Here is a 21,557-nt window from a genome sequence, read left to right as displayed (position 1 = left end):
AAAAAAACTTGCCGATGACAACACGGCAAGCTCTTAACTATAGCAATTCTAATACATCAGTAAACAAGGCATCTCCTAATGAGAAACAAAAACGCCAGCCCTTGGTTTAGTCATAGACTGACGTTTCGTTTAAAACCTCTCTTAAGCTTTATTCAAGGCCATAAAAGTCCCGTTAGGATAATCGCCATTCCAACCACACGGAAAATAACCAGCTTTATAAATTTCAAAAACTTTTTCAAAAAAATTATTTGTATTACCATTAATTGCTCTATTAATAGCACAATTGTTTAAGTCAGCTACGATATCTTCAAAAAAGGCATTATATCCAGTAGAGGCACTTCTGATGTTTTCAGAAAAAATATCTAATAACGAGTCTATATTTTCCGGCTTTTGATTATCTTCTAATTCGTAAAATCGCCCCCATACTTCACTCATCTCAATTTCCCTTATATCTTTCCATGTATATTCGTCTTCTCCATATACTTCTTCATAAGCCAAGTATTCAGCCTGTTTTTGATCATTAATTATTTTAGTAAAATTAGATACATTAACTGATTTTATAGGTTTAAAGGTTTTCGAAAATTCAATTACCTCTTCCACTAGATTATGATATTTCCCAAAATTCATTACTTGTTATACCACCTTTCCCAAAGATCTACTGTCGCTCCACCGCCTCTTTTCCAAACAGGTTTTCTTGAGGCGCTATCTTCTTTCCTTTCTAATTTATATGCTTCGAATCCTTTCTCCTTTATTTTCTTTAATTCTGTTTGTAAATAATCGTCCCTCATATAAAGAGGCAACCCTTTTTCTTGTAATTCTCTTAATTTTTGTTGTAAACCATATACCTGTTTTTCAATGACGTCTACACTTTGGTTAACATCGATCTCATCTAATTTTTTTCTCACAAAACTACTATATACTGAATGATATCCTTTATGCCGTGAAGTAGCACTTATATCATCCTCCGGTACCCTTAAGAAAAAACCATTTGAAGCATCATCCATATCCATTCCTAACTTCTTCAAAACAGGATGATTTCGAAACTCCTTCGGTATAATATGTTGAGCCTGATATGGAGTACGTTTTGTTGAACGTGGAAGTCCCATTTGCTCAAACATATTTTTACCTAATTTAGTTGAACTCCCTCCTGTAACCTTTCCTGGAGTTCCTGGAATTAATCTTGTGGGAGTGCTTCCACTGCTACCACTACCCGCCATCTTCACAACCCCAAGATCTTTCACAGCAGTCGTTTTCACATCAGCATGAATGATTGGGAAAGTTGCGCCATCCGGTGTGACAGTCTTGTGGACACGAATTTTTACATTCGTCGGTACTTTGAATTCTTTTACTTGGTCTAGAATCTTTTTCCCTTTTTCAACTTTTGATGCTTGCGGCGATTTTGCAAGCGGTATGCCTTTGTTTACATGCTTCGCCAATGCACCGGCTCCAACCAAACTCAGCGCAGCTTCCAGCGCCCCTTGCTTCCGCTTCTCCTCAGACACTTTGTTTCCGAACATATCCCGGCCTGTGACGGCTTCTGTGAATCCGTTTGAGGCGACAAGGCCGTATGCGCCCATTTCTGTCATTTTGAGAATGTCTAAGGATTTTCCGGTTTTATAGGCATCTAAAGCATGTTCTGCGGCAATGACGGTTTTTCCGGTTTTGTAAATGGCTTTTCCGCCTTTGAAAGCGCGGCCCGCCCAGCCGACGACCGGTATGAATCCGGCGGCGGCCATCGCTCCTGCTGTGACGCGTTCTGCGGTGGAGAGCTTTTCTCCAGTCACCGGATCAACGCCTTCGGCTGCTCTTTTATAATCATAATAGCCGGTGACTTCGCCGGTAAAGTTGCAGATGCCGTCCCATGTTTTTTCGTACCATGGTTTATTGGCTTCTTCTTCAGCCTTTTCCTGAAGCCGTCTTGCTTCGGCCTGCTGGGCTTTTGCGTCAATATAGTCCGTTCCCTGTTTTTCTGTCGCCGTGACGCTTTTGTAGATTTCATTGCTGTGGAAGGCTTTTTTGTCATAGTACATAGGGGATGCGCTTTTCCCGTTGCTGGTGGCCTGCATGAGAACAGAATATTTGCTGAGCACTGCGTTGTCCAGAGATTCTAAGTTTTGATATTCAGCAGTCAGGGATTCATCAAGCGTATCGACTGCCGTGATCGTGTCACGTCTGGTTTTCTGGGCATCGCCCATTTTATCAGCGTAATCATCCAGCGTATATGTGTCGAGATGAATAATATCGCTGATGCCTGACAAAATTGAATCGATTTCTGCTTTATGAGCGGAGACAATCTCTGAAGCTTTCAAATCCGCGTTGGGCAGCTCATGCTCCAAAAATGAAGTCTCCACATATGTATCGCTGAGTTCTTGATCTTTAATGTCACCTGAAATGCCATTTAAAAACGCAATTTGAGCAGAGACAAGCGTCAGCCAGCTGTCGGCGATTTCCGCTTGTCCCTGAAAAAAATCTTTTATATTGTCTGCGCCTTTCCCTTTCAAAGCATCACCCAGATCGGCCACGCCTTGAAAGGCTTGTTTGAGCGCACGCAGCTGCTCTTCAAGGGCTTCGTATTGTTTCTTTCTCTTATCTGCTTCGTCCGTTAACGATTGTGATTCAAACACTTTGCTCATCGGCAAGTCCTTTCTTTCGTTATTTTACGGCGATCGCCTCGTCCTGTTCTTTCAAAGAATCTACGTTGTCTTTAACGTCCGCGATATTCTTATGAACGGCCTGCTTGTATTCGCTGATCATCGATACAAGCTTTGCCTCGCGGGATTGGTACTTGGAGGTATAGTCGAGCTTGTTTTTTCCGTTTGAACCGGCGTTCCCGATCGAAACAGCCTCCAAAGCGCTGCTGACGGATTCAAGCTGCTTCATGACGGTTCCGTATTTGAGTTTTATTTCTGCCATTAAAACCAACTCCAGCTTCTTTTGATTGATTGTATTTTTTCTCCGACCGTGTCAAGGGCTTCTTCTCCCAGCGTCAGCAGGTGCTCTGCCTCTCTCGCGATGCTTCTGGCGGCAAGGAGCCCTCCTTTTTCAATTTCAAGCTGTGTCATCTTTAAGCCGATTCGGTAAATATAACCGTCGTATTTGTCTGTGACGATTCTGTATGCTTCTGTATGGGCCTGATCGCGCCGGTCATCAAATTCTTCAGCAAAAGTGCCGGTCCAATGATGGTCCAGGTGCGGCCTGAGGATGTCCCTGATTTCAGATACGCCCTCTTCCTGCAGAGATTCTATCTCTCTTTTCGCTTCTTTTAATTTATCAATTTGGTGTTCAACCTCGCCCAGTTTATGGCTGATCGTGCTGTTAATATGGCTTAATGTGCTTGAATGGCTCATCTGTTTTCACCTCGTCTTACGCAAAAAGTCGTACAAAAAGCACAGACTTTTCCATACTATATTTCCATATATTATATTTTAAAATAGACAGAAAGCAGCTTAAATAGGTTAAATGGCTTATTTTCAACAGCCGAGATGCTCATCATTAACGCCAAAAGACTCACATAAACGGCATATCCATTCATCGATCTCCTCTATGTATCCATGATAAATTCCCTAAAAAAAAGGAGACAGTGATTAACCGTCTCCTTTGCCTTGTATCATGATCATCATACTGTCGTTAACTGCAGTCCCAGTTGTACAAAACGTTTGAGAAATCTTTTTTCTTCAAATCTTCTGGTCTGATAAAGAAATTGGCGATTCCCACATCTCCCCACATCGAATCAATGTCATCATCTGAATCAATTTGCAAAAGCAGAATTGTATGGTTTTGATGGGAGTAAGACCGCGGATCTTCCTGGGTGAAGGACGCATAGCCGCCGATTTTATGGCCGAATGCGTTCGCCGTATATTCGTCATACACCTCATCGTCAAACTGCTCGAAATAGTCAAAGGCATCCATCCCGGCATACTGCCCGAATTGAAAATCAGACGGGAGCACCCATTCAGCAGACAGCTCAGGGGTGATCAGCGCTTCGGATTGAATCGGAAAATCGTACTCCTCTTCAACCTGAACGAAAGAAAAATCATCCATGAGCTCCGCTTCTTCTGCTGTCACATGTTCAAAATATTTGACGCAGAAACCCGTTTGCGCGCACCCGTCGTCAAAATTCAGACCGTATACGTCATCACTGACCGATATGTAAAACTGAAGAATGCCGGTGTCCGGAAAATCAGGGAGTCCGGGCATATCCGCAAAATTGATTTGAGCGAGAAGCTTCATCGGCCTGCCGCTTTCATCTTTAGGATATGGTTCATGTTTCGGAAAATAGGGGTCTCCTGCAATTTTACTGTCATACCGTCCCGTTTCAGCTTTTTTGACGTGCAGTTTGATAAAAGGCCGTGCTGACGTTTCCAGCAGACCGCGGGATGATTCCATTTGCTTCGGCAATTTCCATGTTTTTTCCACGATAAATATCTCCTTCGTCTCTAAAGATTGTATGATGAAAGGCCGGCGCGGTCCGCCGGCCTTTCAAGTGACAGAATCAGTCTGAGGCACGACGGCTCTTCTTCCGATTGAGATATATTCCACGCCCGCCTGTTCCGCTTCCTCAAGCGAGTGGCAGTTTCTCCCGTCGAAAATAACCGGGGTTTCCATCAGCTCTTTGTACGCTTCAAGCGGGAAGTGTTTAATTTGTTCCCAATCTGTCAGAATCAGGACGGCATCCGCTCCCCTTACGGCTTCTTCTATGGACTCCCGATAGGAAACCGCAGCCGGAAGCAGTCCGGAAGCCCGGAATGAAGCGATCGGATCGTACGCTGTCATCCGGGCGTCAAGAGCCGCCAGACGATCCGCAATGACAATGGACGGCGCGTCCCGCATATCATCTGTATTCGGCTTAAAAGACAGCCCTAATAACGCGATGGTCTTCCCCGTCACACCGCCGAGCCTGTTCAGCACTTTATCAACCAGCATGGACTGCTGGTTATTGTTGACTTTAATGACGGACTTCAGCAATTCAAAATCATGCTCCACATGTCCCGCAATCTGCACGAGGGCGTTTGTATCCTTCGGAAAACAGGAACCGCCGTAACCGATGCCGGCTCTTAAGAATTGATTGCCGATCCGTTTATCCAATCCCATTCCGTGTGCGACTGATTCCACATCCGCACCGACTTTTTCACATATATGAGAAATTTCATTAATAAAACTGATTTTCGCCGCTAAAAATGCGTTTGACGCATATTTGATCATCTCAGCGCTTCTGATGTCCGTATGATATACCGGAATCGCAAGCGGCGCGAAAACCCGGTCAAGCGTTTCCCGCGTCTGCCGGTCTTCAGCCCCGATCACGATGCGGTCTCCGTGAAAGGTATCGTGAATTGCCGAACCTTCACGGAGAAATTCCGGGTTCGAGGCGATTGAAATGTTCACGTCCGCTTTCAGCCGTGAATGAATAACTTCGCTGATCCTGTCATTCGTTCCCACGGGAACCGTGCTTTTTGTCACGACGATCGCATCTTTACAAATATGTTCGGCAATCCGTTCGGCGACATTTTCAATATAAGTAAGGTTTGCGTGCCCGTCTTCTTTTTGCGGTGTTCCGACCGCTATAAAAATAACGTCCGCTTCCGCAAGCCCTTTTTCGTAGCTCGTTTCAAATGCCAGCCGATGCCGGCCGATATTTCGTTTCATCATATCTTCAAGTCCCGGTTCAAAGATAGGGGACAAGCCCTTTCTCATCTGCTCAACCTTACGTTCGTCAATATCTATGCATGTTACGTCATGGCCGATTTCTGAAAGAGACACTCCTGTCACAAGACCGACGTAGCCTGTTCCGATCACTGTTATTTTCATCGTGTTCCCCCAACCGTTTAGAAATTGCTGCTGGGCAGCTTACCGTTATTATCATATGATCCCGGCGCCGGCTGAATGCCGGAAGCCTGAGGTCATGATAGGAAAAAACGGCGCCGGCCGCTGATAATAGCATAAGCATAAAAGAATCATCTTGCAAAACAGCCGCTTACGCTTCATTTAAACGGGATGGAGACGACGATTAAAAAAGACCCCAGCGCTTACGGCGGGCCACAGGCAGCGGAGGTTCCTTATAAACGGCTTTGTTTTCAGCGAGAAGCGCCGCATTTTCCGCGAGCATGTAAATCAGCTCAGCCCCTGCTTCTTTTTTCAGAACGCCGAGCGCCTCCTGATAATAAAAATTTCTCGGTCCGAGATTATGGGCGTCAGATGCGAGAAAGTGGATCAAATTCGCTTCAATCAGCTGCAGCGAAAAGGATTTCGCTTTCCGACCGAATGCTCCGGCAATGCAGCCGGCCGTCACTTGGGCGGCCGCCCCTTTCTTCACAAGACTGTAAAGGACGGAAGGGTTTTCGCGAATTTCCCTGTTCCGCTCCGGATGGGCGATGACGGGGACATATCCGTTCAGCTGCAGTTCATAAAACAGCCTTTCAGCGTAGGCCGGGACATGATCCGCCGGAAATTCCGCCAGCACATACTTTGTATTATGGAGCGGGACAAGCGTGCCGCTTTGAAGACCTGCCAGCAGATCTCCGTCTATTCTGATTTCCTGGCCGGGCAGAACAGTCAGCGGAATGCCTTCCTTGTTCAAACGTTTGTTTAACAGGCTGACCGCTTCGTTGACCGTATGCCGGTCCGTGTTATAGCGGTATTTCACATGATGCGGCGTCGCGATGATCGTATCAATCCCCTGTCTGACCGCTTCTCTCGCCATCTTCAGGCTTTCTGTATCATCCGCCGCGCCGTCGTCTATGGAAGGAAGGATGTGACAATGGATATCTATCATATTTCAATCCCTCCTTAAAAAGAATGGACCGCGCCCATTATGACATTATTGTCCGTAATAGGCGTAGTCCGAGTGTTTCGTTTGTTTCTTCCCGTTCATCACGGCCCCCAGGAGCTTGCACGGGCAGTAATCGAGCGCTTCTTTCGCCTTGGCCGCTTTTTCCTTGTCCGTTTTCCCGCTTGAGATCACCATAATGGCCCCGTCAGTGTAGCTGCCTAATATTTTCGTATCGGCTACGGCCAAGACGGGAGGCGTATCCAAAATCACCTTATCATAAACTGCGGCTGCTTCTGACAGAAGATCTTTCATGGCACCCGTCGATAAAAGCTCCGCCGGATTGGGCGGGATCGGACCGCTCGTTAAAATATCCAGGTTTGCTTCATCAGCCGGCAGGACGGCTTTCTGAAACGGCATCTGTTTTAACAGCAGTGACGTTAATCCGGTTCCGTTATCCAATTTGAAGGTGAAATGAACCGTCGGTTTGCGCAGATCCGCATCAATTAAAAGCACTTTTTTCCCCTGCTGTGCAAATACGACGGCAAGGTTGGCCGCGGTTGTCGATTTTCCTTCTTCCGGACCGGCGGATGTGATCAAAAGGGACTTCACCTCCGTATCAACGGAAGAAAATTCAATGTTTGTGCGGATCGTGCGATATTGTTCTGAGTTGATGGATTTCGGCTCAGACATCGCAATCACGCTTCGTTTTCCGGGTTTGTCTTTTTTACGCGTCAACATGTCCGCCCCCCGCTTGTTTGGTTTCCGCCATCCTCAAGTTTTTGGCAACGCTGTCTTTAGTACTGATTGAAGTAACCGTCCCCAGGATCGGGATGCCGAGCAGCGATTCCAGCTGTTCTTCCGATTTGATCGTATTATCCAGATGTTCCAGCAAAAAGGCGAGACCGATTCCGCCCAAAAGTCCGGCGGCAAACGCAATCGCGATGTTCAGCTTGCGGTTAGGCTCTGCCGGTGACTGGCTGTCCGCCGCTTCGGCCTTTGAAAGGATGCTGACATTATCCACGTTCATAATGGCGGTGATCTTGTCCTGAAAAACGGCTGCAACCGCATTTGCCATAACGGCCGCCCGCTTAGCATCCGTATCCCGCACGGCAATCGTCACGACTTGTGAATCCTGCTCGCTGGACACCGTGATTTTCGATTCAAGTTCTTTCGAAGTCATGGACAGATGCAGCTGTTTAATCACTTCGTCAAGGATGACCGGGCTTTTGATGATGACATTATACGTGTTGATTAATTGGAGGTTGGTTTGAACATCATTGAATTGGACTTCTTTTTGATTGTTTTTGGATTGGCTGACCAAAATTTGAGTTGAGTTTTCATAGACCGGCGTAAGAGCGAAGAAACTGATGAGTCCGCCTGCGGCAGATGCCGCCGCGGTAATAATAAGTATAAACAGCAGACGCTTTCTCAGTATTGCGAATATTTCCTTTATGCTTGTAGATTCTCCCATATAACCTCCATATCACTTTCCGCGTATTCCCATTCCCTCCAATGATCTTTTCCAATTACGATTATACAGTTTTAAACTGTCATTTCTAACCTTTTCAAATGACAAAATTCGACAAAAATAGACAATCACTTCAATCTGTTTTATTTTTGTAAGCGCTTTAAATACTGGTGTCACAGGAAGATTAAAAAATCCCGCGGCCAAGAGCCTGCGGGATTTTATGTTGCATATCCATTTTTAATATAAGAAATCAAATTCTCAAGCATTTCTTTTGTGGTCATCTCAGAGGACTGCTCACCAATGTCGTGCGCATGCATTAAAATCTTCAGAAACTCCTCTTGATCTAACTTCGTTTTCTTCATCATTCGTTTCCTTTCGGCTTCCATTAAATTGAAAACAAGATTATTATATGCTGTCGGGTGCTGTTTTGCAATCTCTAATACATCATTCGACACATTCGGGTTTTTATGTCCTTTTTTAGGAAAAACTTTTTCCGGGCCATGTGTTGCGATATAATAGAGGAATTGGAATCTTTTTATTTTGTGACTCGTTAGGAGCGATAATCATGCTTCAGGATATGATTGCTAAAGAAGATGTGCTCGCAGCGGCTGAACAGCTTAAAGAACTTCTTCCTTACAATGAAGACAATGTTCAGCTGATGAAGAAAGCACTCATTTTATATCGGCAGGATTCCGTCTATCGTATACAGGTTCAAACCCCGACAGAGATTTCCGCATATGTGCAGGATGTTGTGCCTGTAAGGGTCACGCTGAACTTATTTTTCATGGTGAAAAGCGGCTGCGCATGCCCGTCTGAGGCGATCTGCCGCCACGTGCTGGCCGTTTTTCTTTACGTATATGCCCAATTCGAGCGGGTCGGTACCTTTACCGAACATTGGCTGGAAAGAGAAAAGCTTGAGGAAAGCAGGGAGCTTGTCCGCCGGCAGTTTCAGGAAAAAGTGCTGCCGAATGAAGAGTCGCTGTCAAGCTGGCTCGCTTTTTTTGATTCGGAATTCTCGCTGTGGGAGGCGCGGACGCCGGCCGGAAGCCAGACGATGCAGGGCCTTTATTACGGCTATCTGTCAGCGCTCAAAAAACACGCCCCGAAAAAACCCGAGCTTAAAAGCTTATATCAGATTCATTCGGCGCTTGCCGTCTGGCTTCACATGTTCACTTTGATTGAGTCAGGCAGATTGGATGCCGAAAAAGATTATTACAGCATCAATCCATACGTGGAACAGCTGATGGATACGATTTATTCCTCCATTGACAGACTGAAAACGTACGCTTTGTCTTTTTCACTCGATCCCTTTTTAGACCGGACGCCCCCGGTGCTCCGCAGACTGCTTGTGAAAGAAGAGCTTTTTCAATACGAACGCCTCCGGGTATTCGGTGAAATGTGGAGCGCGCTTTTGAACCGGCCGAAATGGGTCGCGCGTGAACAGGAGATTCTCGAACAGGAAAGCGGGCGCCGTTTTTCGCCGGAATTGCGGTTCGGACGGCTTCATCTGGCCTTTTTGCAAAAAGATGATGAATCTGTCTTTGAAGATATGTCCCGCTTCCCTCCTGAAGCGCTGCCGTATACCTTTCAATGGCTCGGTGAACTCACCGCGAAAAAAGACTGGAAACGGCTGAAAGCATGGTATGGCCGGATCGAACCGCTTGCCGTCAACTATACGAAGCTTGATAAGCCGTTTAAAGAAATGCGCGACATTATCGGAGAGCTGTTTGCGCTATTGGCGGATTATGCGCGGCACTCACGGGATGATCAGCTGTTTGAACGGTTTGCTTCCGGCTGCCTTCCCTATACCTTTACCGAATACAGCCAGTACCTGTACGAAAAACGACGGTACGCGGAGTGGGTGGAGATTCACAGCCTCGTCGGTTTTTCCGTCTGGGAAATCGAAAAGGACATCCTGAAGGAAATTGCCGCCAGTGATCCGGAAGCGCTCATCCCCTCCTATCACCGGGCGGCGGCCTTTTTTATCGACCAAAAAAACCGCAGCGCCTATAAAGAGGCTGCGCGCCATCTGAAAAAACTGCGGACGCTTTATAAAAAGGCAAAAAAACAGCAGGTATGGGAGCGGTATATCAGCCGGCTGAGCGCAAGCTACAAGAGGCTGCGCGCCCTTCAAGAAGAATTGCAGAAAGGAAAGTTGATTGATGGCGAGTCTTAAGGAAATTTTCATTCATGTAGAACAAATGGAAGATTGGACATTTACGCTGTCAAGCCATGATGAGAAGGAGCAGCCGCTTACTCTCAGTCAGATGAAGACTCATTTGTTCCAATGGCATGAGTCCACCTTTTACGGAACGTTTCTTGAAGACGTCAGCTTCATCGGCACTCCGGCCGTTCTGCTCAGCCCGTGGATGACCGTCGAGCTGCTCGGAAAAAACTCGTTCAATTCATTCAGCACCGTGCAGCTGACAAAGGAAACGGAACCGTTAATCGAAGCGGCTTCGACGATATTCGAATTTATTGCCGACGGCGATTTTCTTCCAGACTATGAGGCTTGGCAAAATGGCGTCCTGCGCTTCAAAGACCGCGAGCTTTTGCTGGAAGGCTTTACGGCAGACTGGTTCTCAGCCGCGGTCCAGGACTACATTCAGTACAATGATGACCTGCTGGAAAAATGGCGGCGGATCGAAACCCGCTCACCGGCCGTTCATACGTTTAAAGGCTCCTTTTTGGATGAAGATGATTTTCTGGAGGGAATCGGCTGGCATGACGATCTGACGCCGTTTACCGTCGGGCTCCGATTAAACGAGCCTGATTTCGACGGTGACGACTGGAAAATCGAAATGTTTTTACGTGAGAAAAAAACCGGCTCCATCACCTTTTTTGACGGACTGAAGGGACTGAAAAAAGCGTGGCAGGCATACAGCGGAAAAATCGCGCGCGAACAGGACCGCTTCCGCAGAACGGTTCCCTGGCTTTCGTTTGATTCAGGAACGACGCTGATTTCTGAAGAAGAGGCTTGGATCTTCTTATCGGAAGCGAGTGAGACGCTTGTCGATATGGGTGTGGAGATTCTTCTCCCATCATGGTGGCAGATTGTCCGGGACAGCAATATGATGCTCAAGGCGAAAGTGTCATCCTCGCCGCGGGGCGAGTCCTTCGTCGGCATGAACGCTCTGCTTGATTTCAACTGGAGATTCGCCACAAACGGAATTGAGCTGACAGAGGATGAATTCAATGAGCTTGTCGCAAACAACAGACGTCTCGTCAACATCCGCGGCCAATGGGTGAAAATTGATCCTCAATTCATTAAACAAATGAAAAAACTGATGGAAAAAGCGGAATCTGAGGGCCTCCACATGTCCGACGTGCTGGCGCGCGAACTGATGGATCACGGGGAAAACGGTGCCGAGGACACGGACATCATTGACTCATCGGCATTTGCCGGGATCAAGATCGAATTATCAAAGCAGCTCAGAAGCCTGATCCGCAAACTGACGGAAGCCCGGGATCTGCCGGAGCATGAAGTCAGCGCCGCGTTTCAGGGCCAGCTCCGCCCTTATCAGATGTACGGCATGAACTGGCTTCTGTTTTTACGGGAAAACGGCTTCGGCGCCTGTCTCGCAGATGACATGGGACTTGGAAAGACGATTCAGATGATCGCTTATTTTCTCCATGTGAAGGAAAGCGGCCGGCAAAAAGCGCCTGCCTTAATCATTGCGCCGACATCTGTGCTCGGCAACTGGCAGCGTGAGCTCCAGACCTTCGCGCCGCAGCTGAAGGCCGTGCTTCATTACGGCCCCCGCCGGCCGAAGGGGGAAGCATTTGTCCCGGCCTATCAGGACGCGGATGTCGTTCTTACTTCTTACGGCCTGTCGCACGCCGATCAGGAAGAGCTTTCTTCCGTGACATGGAGCACCATCTGCCTTGATGAAGCGCAAAATATTAAAAACGCGCATACGAAGCAATCCCGCGCGATCAGAAAGCTGAAAGGCGTCCATCATATCGCGCTGAGCGGAACACCGATGGAAAACCGCCTGACAGAGCTTTGGTCGATCTTTGATTTTATGAACAAAGGCTATCTCGGCAGTCTGACCGGCTTTCATAAACGCTATGTGCTGCCGATTGAAAAAGACCGTGACGAAAAAAGAATCAACCAGCTTCAGCAGTTAATCCGGCCGTTTTTACTGCGCCGGACAAAACGGGATGAAGAAGTGGCGCTTAATCTTCCTGACAAGCTGGAACAAAAAGAGTTTATCCCGCTCTCAGCCGAACAGGCATCCCTTTATGAACAGCTTGTCAAAGATACATTTGAACATATGGCTTCTCTGACCGGGATGCAGCGGAAAGCGCTGATTCTGAGCATGCTCGGCCGCTTGAAGCAAATATGCGACCATCCTGCGCTCTATTTGAAGGAAGAACAGACAGAGCTGTTAAACGGGAGATCCGTCAAACTGGAAAAGCTGCTTGATTTAATGGCGGTGATCCGCGGACAAGGGGAAAGCTGCCTCATTTTCACCCAATACATTCAGATGGGCAACATGATGAAGCGCCTCCTGGAAAAAACATTCGGAGAACCGGTTCAGTTTTTAAACGGAAGCCTGTCCAAGCAGGAACGCGATTCTCTCGTCGAACGGTTCCAGAAGAAAGAATACCCGACGCTGATTTTGTCACTGAAAGCGGGCGGAACCGGCTTGAACCTGACGGCTGCCAATCATGTCATTCACTATGACAGATGGTGGAATCCGGCGGTGGAAAACCAGGCGACCGACCGCGCCTACCGAATCGGCCAGGAACGGTTCGTCCACGTTCACAAACTCATTACGACGGGAACGATTGAAGAAAAAATTGATGCCATGCTTGAAACGAAACAAACGCTGAACGATCAGATTATCCAAAGTGAAAATTGGATTACCGAGCTGTCATCCGCTGAGCTTGAAGAATTATTCACCCTCAGCGCATCGGCGCAATCACATTAAACGCAAAAAGGCCGGCTCTCTCAAAAGAGCCGGTCTTTTATGTCGTCCTTACTGTTACGCCGCATTTGCCATGAATGCGTCACGCCAGTCATGAACAGTATCGCCATACCTTTCACAGTAAATTCCTGATCATATGCGCAACGCCGTTTTGATCATTTGTCAATGTAACGGCATCAGCGATCTCTTTAATATCTTCTCTCGCATTCCCCATCGCTATGCCTTTTCCGGCCGCCTGAAGCATTGAATAGTCATTTAAGCTGTCACCGACCGCGGCGGTTTCAGCCATCGGAATGCCGAGCTTTTGCGCCAGCCGTTTGAGCGCCTGCCCTTTAGAGGCGTTTCGAGACGCCAGTTCGAAGTTGTGGTCGGCAGAGCTGACAAGGGTGAGATCTTTCTGACCGCTGAATCGGTCCCAGCCCGCTTTCAGCTTCCGCTCATCAAACGAAAATCCGAGAATATTATAAAAATCCAGATGCTCTTCTTTCTCAAAGAGCTCACGGTATGAATGAATGTAAGCAAAGCCGGATTGGCTGTATTGCACTGAAGCCGCCTGTTCCAAAACGGAAAGATCGGCTTCAGGATTGGCGCTTTTCACCCGGTCCATTTCGATATCGAGCAGCTGCCTGCCGGTTTCAGGCGTATAGATGGCTTTGTTTGTAAACACCTCATAGTAATATTGATTCTCTTCAAGCCATGACAAAATCCCGCGGGCTCTTGTTTCTTCAATCGCATCACAGTGGTACAGGCTGCCGTCAGGAGCATAAATGGCGGCTCCGTTTGCGCTGATGACCCACGTTTTTATGCCGAGCGGTTCGAATATGGAGTGCACGTCAAAATGCGCGCGTCCCGTGGAAACCACGATTTCAATTCCCGCTTGCCGGGCTTCCCTTAAAGCCCGCTCATTTTCATCGCTTACTTGATGACTGCTGTTCAGCAGTGTGCCGTCCAGATCTATGGCAATCAGTTTCACATGTCCTCATCCTCTTCTTCAGATTCAGTTACAAGCAATTCTACGCCGTGCCGGTCGAGCAGATCGCAAAAATCCTGATCAGGCAGCCGATCGGTAATCAGCAGGTCAACCTCGTGCAGGTCTGCATACTGATAAAAACTCGTACGGCCAAGCTTGGAGTGATCGCTCAGCGCAATCACCTGTTCAGCCTGTCGGATCATTTTACGCTTTACCATGCCGTCTTCTTCATGCGGAATCGTCAGGCCGTTTTCCGAGATGCCGACAACGCCGATCAGCACCTTATCGGCGTGATAATCCCCCAGTTTTTCTACAACGGAAGCCCCGTATAAAAACCGGTGTTCCTTCTGGAGCTTTCCGCCGAGCAGGTGAATATCAATTCCCTCTTTTGCGGAAAGGATATCGGCCTGATTGATCGAATTTGTAATAACAGTGCAGCCGGTGACATTTAAATGCTCCGCGCAGGCCTGCACGGTTGTCGAAGTGTCCAGGATGATCCGGTCTCCTTTATGGATCAGGGATGCGGCCAGCTTGCCGATTTTGTTTTTCTCTTCAGAAACAGTTTTCAGCCGGCCCGAATAGCCAGGAACCTCCTGATTCACCGACGGCAGAATCGCGCCGCCCCGTGTTCTGATAATGGCCCCGCGCTCTTTCAGCTTTACAAGGTCCCTTCTTGCGGTATCTCTTGAAATATGAAGCAGCGAACATATCTGTTCAGCGGTGATTCGCCGATGCTGTTTCAAATATTCCATTATCGCAATCAGTCTTTCTTCTTGATACACGTCCTCATTCCCTTTTTCGTCACTTATCTGTAAGTAATTATAAGTTTTTATCCCAATATATTCAATGTTTTTAAGCATTCATAAGCGAAATCACTTCTTTTTAACCATTTTTTAGCTCCCTCACAAAAAAACCAGTCTTTCGACTGGCGAGTGGGAAGGAGGTATTGCGGGGCCCGCTGAAAGGCGGGAAATCGAGGAAAAAAGAATGCTATTCAGCCAGCGGCTCTTTCCGTTTTTGATCCATAAACCGAACGGTATCAGCCATGACCTCGGTCACATAAACTTTTACGCCGTCTGTCTTTTCATAGCTTCTCGTCTGGATTCTGCCGCTTACACCGACCATTGACCCTTTTTGGCAGTACAATGCCGTATTTTCAGCGTTTTTTCTCCAGATGGTGCAGTTGACGAAGTCGGTTCCGGTTTCACCCGACGCGCTTTTAAAATTGCGGTTTACCGCCAACGTAATATGCGCGACGGGAATGCCCGCTGATGTAAAACGGAGCTCCGGGTCTTTCGTCAGCCGGCCGACAAGCATAACGTGGTTAAACAAGCCGTATCCTCCTCTCTTTTTCGAGGCTGGCTTCATTGTAGTACAAGGGCTCGTGAAAGCAAAAAGCGGAAAAAGCCGTTATTCGTTCAGGCTGCTCTTATGTTTTCGTTTTTCTTTCTGATAAAAAAAACTTTTGTTTTTGACCGCTTATGTAATATGTATTTTTGAGCAGCCGCGAGAAAAGTTTCGTTTTGAGCCAGTCTTTCTCAAACATGCGGACAAACTTTCCGCCATCCCATGCGAACCAGTAAAAACTCAGCTTTTTATCAGTCAGTGAAAGCTGAATTTTATACTGTTCCATGCGGTCTTTTGTTTCATATAAAAAGACGACATTTCCCCTTCTGTTAAGATGCACCTCACAATCTTCCTTTTTGCATACCAAGTAGGAATGATCGTCTTTTCGCCTTGAACCGTCTTCTATATAGATTTCCTTCAGGCGCAATTGATTCATAAGCATCTCTCCATGACCGTATTCTTTTACATTATAATGAAAAAATAGAAATGATTAAATGTTGACCGCCTACAAAAATGATGAAGCATGTCTTACAGCATTTTCCCGGGAAAAATGATATGTGTTATAATAAATGAACGAAAAACATGGACAACAGGGGTGAAAATAAGAGATGAAAACCTTTAAACTGGTTGATCTGAATGTGGAACGTTTAGATAAAGACGATCAGCCAATTGAGCAGTTTCCCCTTTTAGACGGATTGATTATCAATAAAGAGGACGGAGAAAATCATTGGTTAATTGAAGCACTGGTCCCGGCCGAACACTTGTCTTTTTTTGACATGCTGATGAAAAGCCAGAAAGAAGCGAAGGTGTTTGTAACGATTACGAAAAAAAGCAACCGCCCCGCCCAGCTGACGGGAAGCATCAAAAATATCGTCGAGCTGGAAAGAAGTATACAAGTTTTAATTTACGGTCAAATGGTGTCTAGAAACCACCCCGGATCAGAAAGCATTCTGGAGTCGCTCGTGAAAGAAGGCTACTCGGGCAGCCGGCTGATTGAAGCGTTTAAACAAAAATTATAATCATATGAAAAAGGCCGGACGTTAATCATCCAGCCTTTTTTTGTGCCCTAGTCATTGTGAGGAGCCCGCTGTTTCAGCAGATCTCTGATTTCAGTCAGCAGTTCTGTCTGCTGATCTGTTTCCTCGGCTTCTTCAGCCTCTTCTTCTGCTTCTTTTTTACGTCTCAGCTTGCCTATTGTGCGGATCACGATAAAAATAGAAAATGAAATAATGAAGAAGTTCACAATCGTTTGAATGAAGCTTCCGTACTTGATATGAGCATCGCCGAATGTCACGGCCAGCCCTGAAAAGTCAAGACCGCCAAGAAGCAGGCCGACCAGCGGCATGATGATGTCTTCAACGAGCGACGTCACGATTTTGCCGAAAGCGCCGCCGATGACGACACCGATAGCCAGATCCATGATATTGCCCCGCATCGCAAAGCTTTTAAATTCTGACCACATCACATTCACCCCTTTCTATACAAAATGGGCTTTTTATAAGCCCATTTGTTTGCTTTTATTCTCCGAGCGCAAAGGTTAATTCAGCTTCACACACGAGCTCGCCGTCAACTTTGGCAACGCCTTTGCCGCGTCCGATCGTACCGCGCGCGCGGGTAATATCAACCTCAAGCTCCAGCTTGTCACCCGGTTTTACCTGCTTTTTGAAACGGCAGTTATCAATCCCCGCAAAAAATGCGAGTCTGCCCCGGTTTTCTTCTTTAATCAGCATCGCAACCGCTCCGACCTGCGCCAAAGCCTCTACGATTAATACGCCCGGCATAACAGGGTATTCAGGAAAATGGCCGTTGAAAAAATCTTCATTCGCCGTCACATTTTTATATCCCGCCGCCCGTTTTCCTTCTTCGACTTCCGTAATTCTGTCTACCAGAAGAAACGGATAGCGATGGGGAATAATTTCTTTAATTTGCTGAGTATCAAGCATTCTCTTGACATCTCCTTCATCGACAATAGTATGTATAGAAGGCATATGTGGCAACCAATCTGTACATTTGGAAGTATATTATGAATCAATTTCTTTTTCAACCGCGCTGTAAACTGTAACCAGCTGGCAATGAGCCTCGTCCATTAATGTGTTATGATAAATAAAGATTTTTACCCTATGCAAAGAGGTTGGAAGATGATTGCTAAGTTTACTGAAAAACGTACGCTGGTGATGCTGAATGAGTGGTATGACGCCATGGGAAAACGCCAATTCGATCTAGCCCGTTCCCTTCACGAACAAATCAATCAGCATCTCCCCAAATTACAAAAGAATGCAAAGCTCAAACTCAGATATCAGCTGTTTTTCGCACGGTTTCAGCTGCTGTTTGAGAAAAAAGACGGTCTGAATAAGCTGTTCTGCGAGCTGAAGCGGCGCAAAGATGAGATGGATCATGAATTAACTTATTATTTCTATTTTTTCAAAGGGTTATTCCATATGGTGAATGGCGCTCCGAACCGTGCTGTCTGCCGCTTTAAAGAAGCTGAACAGTACCTGCCGGCCATTCAGGACCGTTTCGAAGCCGCTGAATTTTATTATAAAACAGCGGGTGCATATTACATGATGAAGTCGCCTGCGCTCTCCATTCAATATGTCAATAAAGCGCTGGAAATCTATCAAGATGAAGCCGGCTACATCAAAAAAACGCTCAGCTGCCGGCTGCTTCTCGCCGTGAATTATATAGACGAGGCACGCTATGACGACGCAGAACAGCTCTTTAATGAATCCATAAAGATAACGGACCGGATCAATGACAATAACCTGCTGTGCCACGCCTATTATAATTTTGGTTTTTTAAAGACCGCCCAGAAAAAAGATAAAGAGGCCCTCCCTTTTTACAAAAAGGTATTGGGCAATCAGCGTTTCGAGAAAGAGTCTCCCGTTTCCTACCTTCATTGTGTGTACGAAGCGGTCAGAGCACTTTTTAAAACCGGATCTGCCGCCGAAGGACAAACCGTGCTGCAGAAAGGTTTATACATATCTGAAAAAGTGCAGAACAAGATTATGAAATTGAAGCTGACCGCGCTCAACATACTGTACACCGCTCAGGAGGACCCGTACGACCGATTGCAGAAGCTCGTGCTGGAGCTGCAGAAAATTGAAGCGTGGGTGGATTTGGAAGTGCTGCTTCAGGATATTACTGATTACTACAAAAAAAAGGGCGATTTTGAGAAAGCCGCATTTTTTATCATGCGCGGCTGATCAAAACGCCCCTTCTTTTATCTGACTGAGTTGATTAAGCCCAGCATTTGGTCTCCTAATGTAATCGTGCGGCTGTTCAGCTGATAGGAACGCTGAGACACGATTAAGCCGGTCATTTCTTTTGACATATCGACATTTGAACCTTCAAGCGCGCCCTGCTCCATGCCGATTGCCTGCCGGTTTGCGCCGGTAAGCTCTTCAATCGCTGAAGCCCCCGCGCCGTTCACGGAAAACAGATTATCCCCTTCCGCATGAAGCGCCTGCGGATTATTGACATTGACGATGCCGAGATTAAACGTCTGCGAACGGGTTCCCGCCTGGTCTGAAGCCGTCAGCGTTCCGGTTTTGCTGATTTTCAGCTGAGTCAGCGAACTGTCAATTTGTATGGGCTGACCGTTCTCATCGAGAATGGGATTGCCTCCCGCTGTCATCAGCTGAAGCAGCCGGTCATTTCCGCCGGCCGGCTTGAGGGAAAGTGAGCCGTCCCTTGTATACACCCGCCGTCCGTCCGCTTCTGCCTGAAGATATTGATAAGGTGATGTGAACGCGATATCAAGGTCACGGTCGGTTTTTTTGATGCTTCCCTGCCCTGAGTCCAGCTGCGGAGTCATGACCGTTCCGGCGCCGAGACGCAGGCCGGGCGGCGTTTTCCGCATGTTCGGCGAATTTTCCTTTTTGTCATCTATATGGTCATACTGCTGTCTGATCAGCTCGGAAAAGCGGGAGTCCCTCGCTTTATAGCCTGTCGTATCACTGTTTGAAAGGTTGCTGCTGACTGTATCCATCTGCTGCTGAAGCTGATGTAAGGCTGTTGAAGCCGTCAGCATTGATCTGAGCATCATAATTGAATGTCCCCCATTTTGTTACACTTTGCCGATTTCATTTGCGGCTTTATCCATGCTTTTATCGTAAGCCTGAATGACTTTTTGATTGGCTTCAAATGATCTGTATGCTTCCGTCATTTCTGTATACGTGCTCGTCACGTCCACGTTCGAAAGCTCCGAGACGCCTTGCTTTAATGAATACGAGACTTGGGGATTCGCCGCCGCGCTCGGCAGTTCAGAGCCGTCGGCCGTGCTGTATAGGTCATTGCCGTCCCGTTTCAGATTGCGCACGTCTTCTTCCATTCTGATATCAATCTGCCCCGCCGGCCGGCCGTTTGTCGTGACCGTTCCGTTTTCTGATACGGTGAATTTTTCATTGTCGACTGTAATCGGCTGTCCGTTTGTTGATAACACAAGGTTTCCGTTTATCGTAAGCTGATTGTTTTCATTTAATGAGAAAGTGCTGCTTTTTGAATAGCGGACGCCGCCTGCGGTCTGCACGGGATAAAACAGCTCGGCGTTTTCATTCGTTTCGGCATTCTTGGGAACCTGATTCTCCATCAGCGCGATATCCGTCGGCTGATCGGTCGTTTTCAGGCTTCCCTGCGTAAACAACGGTTTCAGCTCCTGCATGTATACGCCTGTGTTGACGGAACCGATTTTCGTTTTTTTATCGCCTTCTATTCGGCTCAGAAGCATCTCGGGAAAGGCGCGGATTGAACCTTGATCCTCTTTGTACCCTGATGTATTCGCGTTTGCGATGTTATTTGACAGCATTTCCGTTCTTCTCTGCTGTGTAATCATTGCGGACGTTGCGGTATATAATCCTTTTAACAAGTCTTCCACCTCTGAAATAGCATTATTTCCAGTTGCCTCACCGGAACATTTGTTCTATAATGAAAATCAGCATTTTTTCTTATTATCGGATTTACATTCCCGTTCGTGAAGGGTTTGACAGAAAAAAACCCCATTCTTTTTCAGAATGAGGTTTTATCATCAGCTCAGTTTGCGTTTTGGAAGCTTGTCCATGTTATCCAGCATGACGCCGGTTCCGACCGCAACACAATCCATCGGGTTCTCAGCAACAAGAACAGGCACCCTCAGCTCTTCGGCAAGAAGCTGATCAAGCCCGTTTAACAGCGCTCCCCCGCCGGTAATGATAACGCCGCGGTCGATGATGTCAGCGGACAATTCAGGCGGTGTTCTTTCAAGAACCTGCTTGGCGGCCTGCACAATGACGGCAACTGATTCACGAAGGGCTTCTTCTACTTCTTTGCTGTTTACTGTAATCGTTCTCGGCAGACCGGAAACCATGTCACGGCCGCGGATGGTGATTTCTTCATGACGTGCGTCTGGGAAAACCGTTGCGACCTTCACCTTAATATCTTCAGCGGTACGTTCACCGATCAGCAGCTTATACTCGCGTTTGATATAATTTAAGATTTCCATGTCAAACTTGTCCCCAGCCATCTTAATAGAAGAGGAGGTGACAATATCGCCCATAGAAATAACTGCGATATCTGTCGTACCGCCTCCGATGTCAACAACCATGTTACCGCTCGGCTGGAAGATTTCCATACCCGCGCCGATAGCGGCAACTTTTGGTTCTTCTTCAAGGTACACATGCTTTCCGCCGCTTTTTTCAGCTGCTTCTTTAATCGCTTTTTGCTCAACGGATGTAATATTCGTCGGGCAGCAGATCAGCATGCGCGGTTTTGAGAAAAGTCCTTTTACATTCAGCTTATTAATGAAATGTTTCAGCATGGCTTCTGTTACTTCGAAGTCTGCGATTACGCCGTCTTTCAGCGGACGGATCGCAACAATATTCCCAGGTGTACGTCCAACCATTCGTCTGGCTTCTTCACCGACAGCCAGCACTTTGCCGCTGTTTTTATCAAGTGCCACAACGGAAGGCTCATTCAGAACAATTCCTTTTCCTTTTACATGGATCAGTACATTTGCAGTACCGAGGTCAATTCCAATATCCCTTGCAAACATCTATTTATATCCTCCTTGATATCTGTTTCACAGTAAAATATCCACAT

At 47.0% G+C, this 21,557-nt stretch carries 23 protein-coding genes; 4 read left to right on the top strand and 19 right to left on the bottom strand.

The window, feature by feature from the left end; genetic code table 11:
• Window positions 1-141: 141 nt before the first annotated feature.
• The 10 genes from NQS30_RS00980 to NQS30_RS00935 form a co-directional block, all read right to left on the bottom strand.
• Window positions 142-627 carry a hypothetical protein gene (locus tag NQS30_RS00980; protein WP_015240733.1) on the bottom strand — a complete coding sequence of 162 codons (486 nt, stop codon included), beginning with the start codon at window positions 625-627 and terminating at the stop codon, window positions 142-144.
• Window positions 627-2,633 carry a T7SS effector LXG polymorphic toxin gene (locus tag NQS30_RS00975; RefSeq protein ID WP_124692688.1) on the bottom strand — a complete coding sequence of 669 codons (2,007 nt, stop codon included), beginning with the start codon at window positions 2,631-2,633 and terminating at the stop codon, window positions 627-629. Before NQS30_RS00975 ends, NQS30_RS00980 begins: the two co-directional genes overlap by 1 nt.
• Before the next feature lie 19 nt (window positions 2,634-2,652).
• Window positions 2,653-2,913, bottom strand: coding sequence for a YwqI/YxiC family protein (locus NQS30_RS00970; protein ID WP_007407543.1), 261 nt, complete (start codon window positions 2,911-2,913; stop codon window positions 2,653-2,655).
• Window positions 2,913-3,347, bottom strand: coding sequence for a coiled-coil domain-containing protein (locus NQS30_RS00965; RefSeq protein WP_007407544.1), 435 nt, complete (start codon window positions 3,345-3,347; stop codon window positions 2,913-2,915). The genes NQS30_RS00970 and NQS30_RS00965 overlap by 1 nt, the downstream gene beginning before the upstream one ends.
• A gap of 280 nt (window positions 3,348-3,627) precedes the next feature.
• Window positions 3,628-4,416, bottom strand: a complete 789-nt coding sequence (locus NQS30_RS00960; RefSeq protein WP_098081828.1) for a YwqG family protein — start codon at window positions 4,414-4,416, stop codon at window positions 3,628-3,630.
• 63 nt (window positions 4,417-4,479) lie between these two features.
• Entirely contained in the window at window positions 4,480-5,805 is a 1,326-nt protein-coding gene (locus NQS30_RS00955) for a UDP-glucose dehydrogenase family protein (protein ID WP_015240736.1), read from the bottom strand.
• A 199-nt stretch (window positions 5,806-6,004) separates the two neighbouring features.
• Entirely contained in the window at window positions 6,005-6,769 is a 765-nt protein-coding gene (locus tag NQS30_RS00950; RefSeq protein WP_163113524.1) for a tyrosine-protein phosphatase, read from the bottom strand.
• Between the two features lie 45 nt (window positions 6,770-6,814).
• Window positions 6,815-7,504 (bottom strand): CpsD/CapB family tyrosine-protein kinase, encoded by a 690-nt coding sequence (locus NQS30_RS00945; protein WP_007614272.1) that lies wholly within the window; start codon window positions 7,502-7,504, stop codon window positions 6,815-6,817.
• Window positions 7,491-8,237 (bottom strand): protein-tyrosine kinase activator TkmA, encoded by a 747-nt coding sequence (gene tkmA / locus NQS30_RS00940; RefSeq protein WP_007407552.1) that lies wholly within the window; start codon window positions 8,235-8,237, stop codon window positions 7,491-7,493. The genes NQS30_RS00945 and tkmA overlap by 14 nt, the downstream gene beginning before the upstream one ends.
• 215 nt (window positions 8,238-8,452) lie before the next feature.
• Entirely contained in the window at window positions 8,453-8,596 is a 144-nt protein-coding gene (locus NQS30_RS00935) for a YwzD family small protein (RefSeq protein WP_003151259.1), read from the bottom strand.
• 203 nt (window positions 8,597-8,799) lie between these two features.
• On the opposite strand from NQS30_RS00935, the gene NQS30_RS00930 reads away from it, so the two are divergent.
• Together NQS30_RS00930 and NQS30_RS00925 are read left to right on the top strand one after the other, a co-directional pair.
• Window positions 8,800-10,410, top strand: a complete 1,611-nt coding sequence (locus tag NQS30_RS00930; protein ID WP_218791402.1) for an SWIM zinc finger family protein — start codon at window positions 8,800-8,802, stop codon at window positions 10,408-10,410.
• Window positions 10,397-13,171, top strand: a complete 2,775-nt coding sequence (locus NQS30_RS00925) for a DEAD/DEAH box helicase (RefSeq protein WP_025285397.1) — start codon at window positions 10,397-10,399, stop codon at window positions 13,169-13,171. Before NQS30_RS00930 ends, NQS30_RS00925 begins: the two co-directional genes overlap by 14 nt.
• A gap of 112 nt (window positions 13,172-13,283) precedes the next feature.
• On the opposite strand, the gene NQS30_RS00920 is transcribed toward NQS30_RS00925, so the two are convergent.
• The 4 genes from NQS30_RS00920 to NQS30_RS00905 form a co-directional block, all read right to left on the bottom strand.
• Complete coding sequence (locus NQS30_RS00920; protein ID WP_025285398.1) at window positions 13,284-14,141, bottom strand: Cof-type HAD-IIB family hydrolase; 858 nt, start codon at window positions 14,139-14,141, stop codon at window positions 13,284-13,286.
• On the bottom strand, window positions 14,138-14,920 hold the full coding sequence (locus NQS30_RS00915; RefSeq protein WP_003151250.1) for a transcriptional regulator GlcR: 783 nt from the start codon (window positions 14,918-14,920) through the stop codon (window positions 14,138-14,140). Before NQS30_RS00915 ends, NQS30_RS00920 begins: the two co-directional genes overlap by 4 nt.
• A 208-nt stretch (window positions 14,921-15,128) precedes the next feature.
• Window positions 15,129-15,470, bottom strand: coding sequence for a single-stranded DNA-binding protein (locus NQS30_RS00910; RefSeq protein WP_003151249.1), 342 nt, complete (start codon window positions 15,468-15,470; stop codon window positions 15,129-15,131).
• A 97-nt stretch (window positions 15,471-15,567) separates the two neighbouring features.
• A complete protein-coding gene (locus NQS30_RS00905) occupies window positions 15,568-15,921 on the bottom strand; it encodes a hypothetical protein (RefSeq protein ID WP_003151247.1) in 354 nt (117 codons plus the stop codon).
• Window positions 15,922-16,093: 172 nt separating this feature from the next.
• On the opposite strand from NQS30_RS00905, the gene NQS30_RS00900 reads away from it, so the two are divergent.
• Complete coding sequence (locus tag NQS30_RS00900; protein ID WP_012118638.1) at window positions 16,094-16,504, top strand: YwpF-like family protein; 411 nt, start codon at window positions 16,094-16,096, stop codon at window positions 16,502-16,504.
• A 47-nt stretch (window positions 16,505-16,551) separates the two neighbouring features.
• Here the strand turns inward: NQS30_RS00900 and mscL are convergent, their stop codons facing one another.
• Window positions 16,552-16,947 carry a large conductance mechanosensitive channel protein MscL gene (gene mscL / locus NQS30_RS00895; RefSeq protein ID WP_003151243.1) on the bottom strand — a complete coding sequence of 132 codons (396 nt, stop codon included), beginning with the start codon at window positions 16,945-16,947 and terminating at the stop codon, window positions 16,552-16,554.
• A 55-nt stretch (window positions 16,948-17,002) separates the two neighbouring features.
• Window positions 17,003-17,428 carry a 3-hydroxyacyl-ACP dehydratase FabZ gene (fabZ, locus tag NQS30_RS00890; protein ID WP_003151242.1) on the bottom strand — a complete coding sequence of 142 codons (426 nt, stop codon included), beginning with the start codon at window positions 17,426-17,428 and terminating at the stop codon, window positions 17,003-17,005.
• 195 nt (window positions 17,429-17,623) lie between these two features.
• Between fabZ and NQS30_RS00885 the strand changes: the two genes are divergently transcribed.
• Window positions 17,624-18,688, top strand: a complete 1,065-nt coding sequence (locus NQS30_RS00885) for a tetratricopeptide repeat protein (RefSeq protein ID WP_007407559.1) — start codon at window positions 17,624-17,626, stop codon at window positions 18,686-18,688.
• A 17-nt stretch (window positions 18,689-18,705) separates the two neighbouring features.
• Here NQS30_RS00885 and NQS30_RS00880 read toward each other — a convergent pair whose 3' ends face one another.
• From NQS30_RS00880 to mbl, 3 genes are all read right to left on the bottom strand, one after another.
• Window positions 18,706-19,527: a flagellar hook-basal body protein gene (locus NQS30_RS00880; RefSeq protein WP_012118640.1), complete on the bottom strand. Its 822-nt coding sequence runs from the start codon at window positions 19,525-19,527 to the stop codon at window positions 18,706-18,708.
• Between the two features lie 24 nt (window positions 19,528-19,551).
• Complete coding sequence (locus tag NQS30_RS00875) at window positions 19,552-20,349, bottom strand: flagellar hook-basal body complex protein FlhO (protein WP_007614310.1); 798 nt, start codon at window positions 20,347-20,349, stop codon at window positions 19,552-19,554.
• Window positions 20,350-20,508: 159 nt separating this feature from the next.
• The gene (gene mbl, locus NQS30_RS00870) at window positions 20,509-21,510 is read right to left on the bottom strand and encodes a cell shape-determining protein Mbl (RefSeq protein WP_003151237.1); all 1,002 of its coding nucleotides are present in this window, start codon (window positions 21,508-21,510) and stop codon (window positions 20,509-20,511) included.
• Window positions 21,511-21,557 lie beyond the last annotated feature (47 nt).

It is taken from the genome of Bacillus sp. B1(2022) (assembly GCF_040259625.1).
In the GTDB taxonomy this organism is placed as follows: domain Bacteria; phylum Bacillota; class Bacilli; order Bacillales; family Bacillaceae; genus Bacillus; species Bacillus velezensis.
This window is presented reverse-complemented; position numbering and strand designations above follow the sequence as displayed.

Coding starts and splice junctions, on each gene's coding strand:
- NQS30_RS00980 (WP_015240733.1), bottom strand. CDS start 627: ATGAATTTTGGGAAATATCATAATCTAGTGGAAGAGGTAATTGAATTT.
- NQS30_RS00975 (WP_124692688.1), bottom strand. CDS start 2,633: ATGAGCAAAGTGTTTGAATCACAATCGTTAACGGACGAAGCAGATAAG.
- NQS30_RS00970 (WP_007407543.1), bottom strand. CDS start 2,913: ATGGCAGAAATAAAACTCAAATACGGAACCGTCATGAAGCAGCTTGAA.
- NQS30_RS00965 (WP_007407544.1), bottom strand. CDS start 3,347: ATGAGCCATTCAAGCACATTAAGCCATATTAACAGCACGATCAGCCAT.
- NQS30_RS00955 (WP_015240736.1), bottom strand. CDS start 5,805: ATGAAAATAACAGTGATCGGAACAGGCTACGTCGGTCTTGTGACAGGA.
- NQS30_RS00950 (WP_163113524.1), bottom strand. CDS start 6,769: ATGATAGATATCCATTGTCACATCCTTCCTTCCATAGACGACGGCGCG.
- NQS30_RS00945 (WP_007614272.1), bottom strand. CDS start 7,504: ATGTTGACGCGTAAAAAAGACAAACCCGGAAAACGAAGCGTGATTGCG.
- tkmA (WP_007407552.1), bottom strand. CDS start 8,237: ATGGGAGAATCTACAAGCATAAAGGAAATATTCGCAATACTGAGAAAG.
- NQS30_RS00935 (WP_003151259.1), bottom strand. CDS start 8,596: ATGAAGAAAACGAAGTTAGATCAAGAGGAGTTTCTGAAGATTTTAATG.
- NQS30_RS00930 (WP_218791402.1), top strand. CDS start 8,800: ATGCTTCAGGATATGATTGCTAAAGAAGATGTGCTCGCAGCGGCTGAA.
- NQS30_RS00925 (WP_025285397.1), top strand. CDS start 10,397: ATGGCGAGTCTTAAGGAAATTTTCATTCATGTAGAACAAATGGAAGAT.
- NQS30_RS00905 (WP_003151247.1), bottom strand. CDS start 15,921: ATGAATCAATTGCGCCTGAAGGAAATCTATATAGAAGACGGTTCAAGG.
- NQS30_RS00900 (WP_012118638.1), top strand. CDS start 16,094: ATGAAAACCTTTAAACTGGTTGATCTGAATGTGGAACGTTTAGATAAA.
- mscL (WP_003151243.1), bottom strand. CDS start 16,947: ATGTGGTCAGAATTTAAAAGCTTTGCGATGCGGGGCAATATCATGGAT.
- fabZ (WP_003151242.1), bottom strand. CDS start 17,428: ATGCTTGATACTCAGCAAATTAAAGAAATTATTCCCCATCGCTATCCG.
- NQS30_RS00885 (WP_007407559.1), top strand. CDS start 17,624: ATGATTGCTAAGTTTACTGAAAAACGTACGCTGGTGATGCTGAATGAG.
- NQS30_RS00880 (WP_012118640.1), bottom strand. CDS start 19,527: ATGCTCAGATCAATGCTGACGGCTTCAACAGCCTTACATCAGCTTCAG.
- mbl (WP_003151237.1), bottom strand. CDS start 21,510: ATGTTTGCAAGGGATATTGGAATTGACCTCGGTACTGCAAATGTACTG.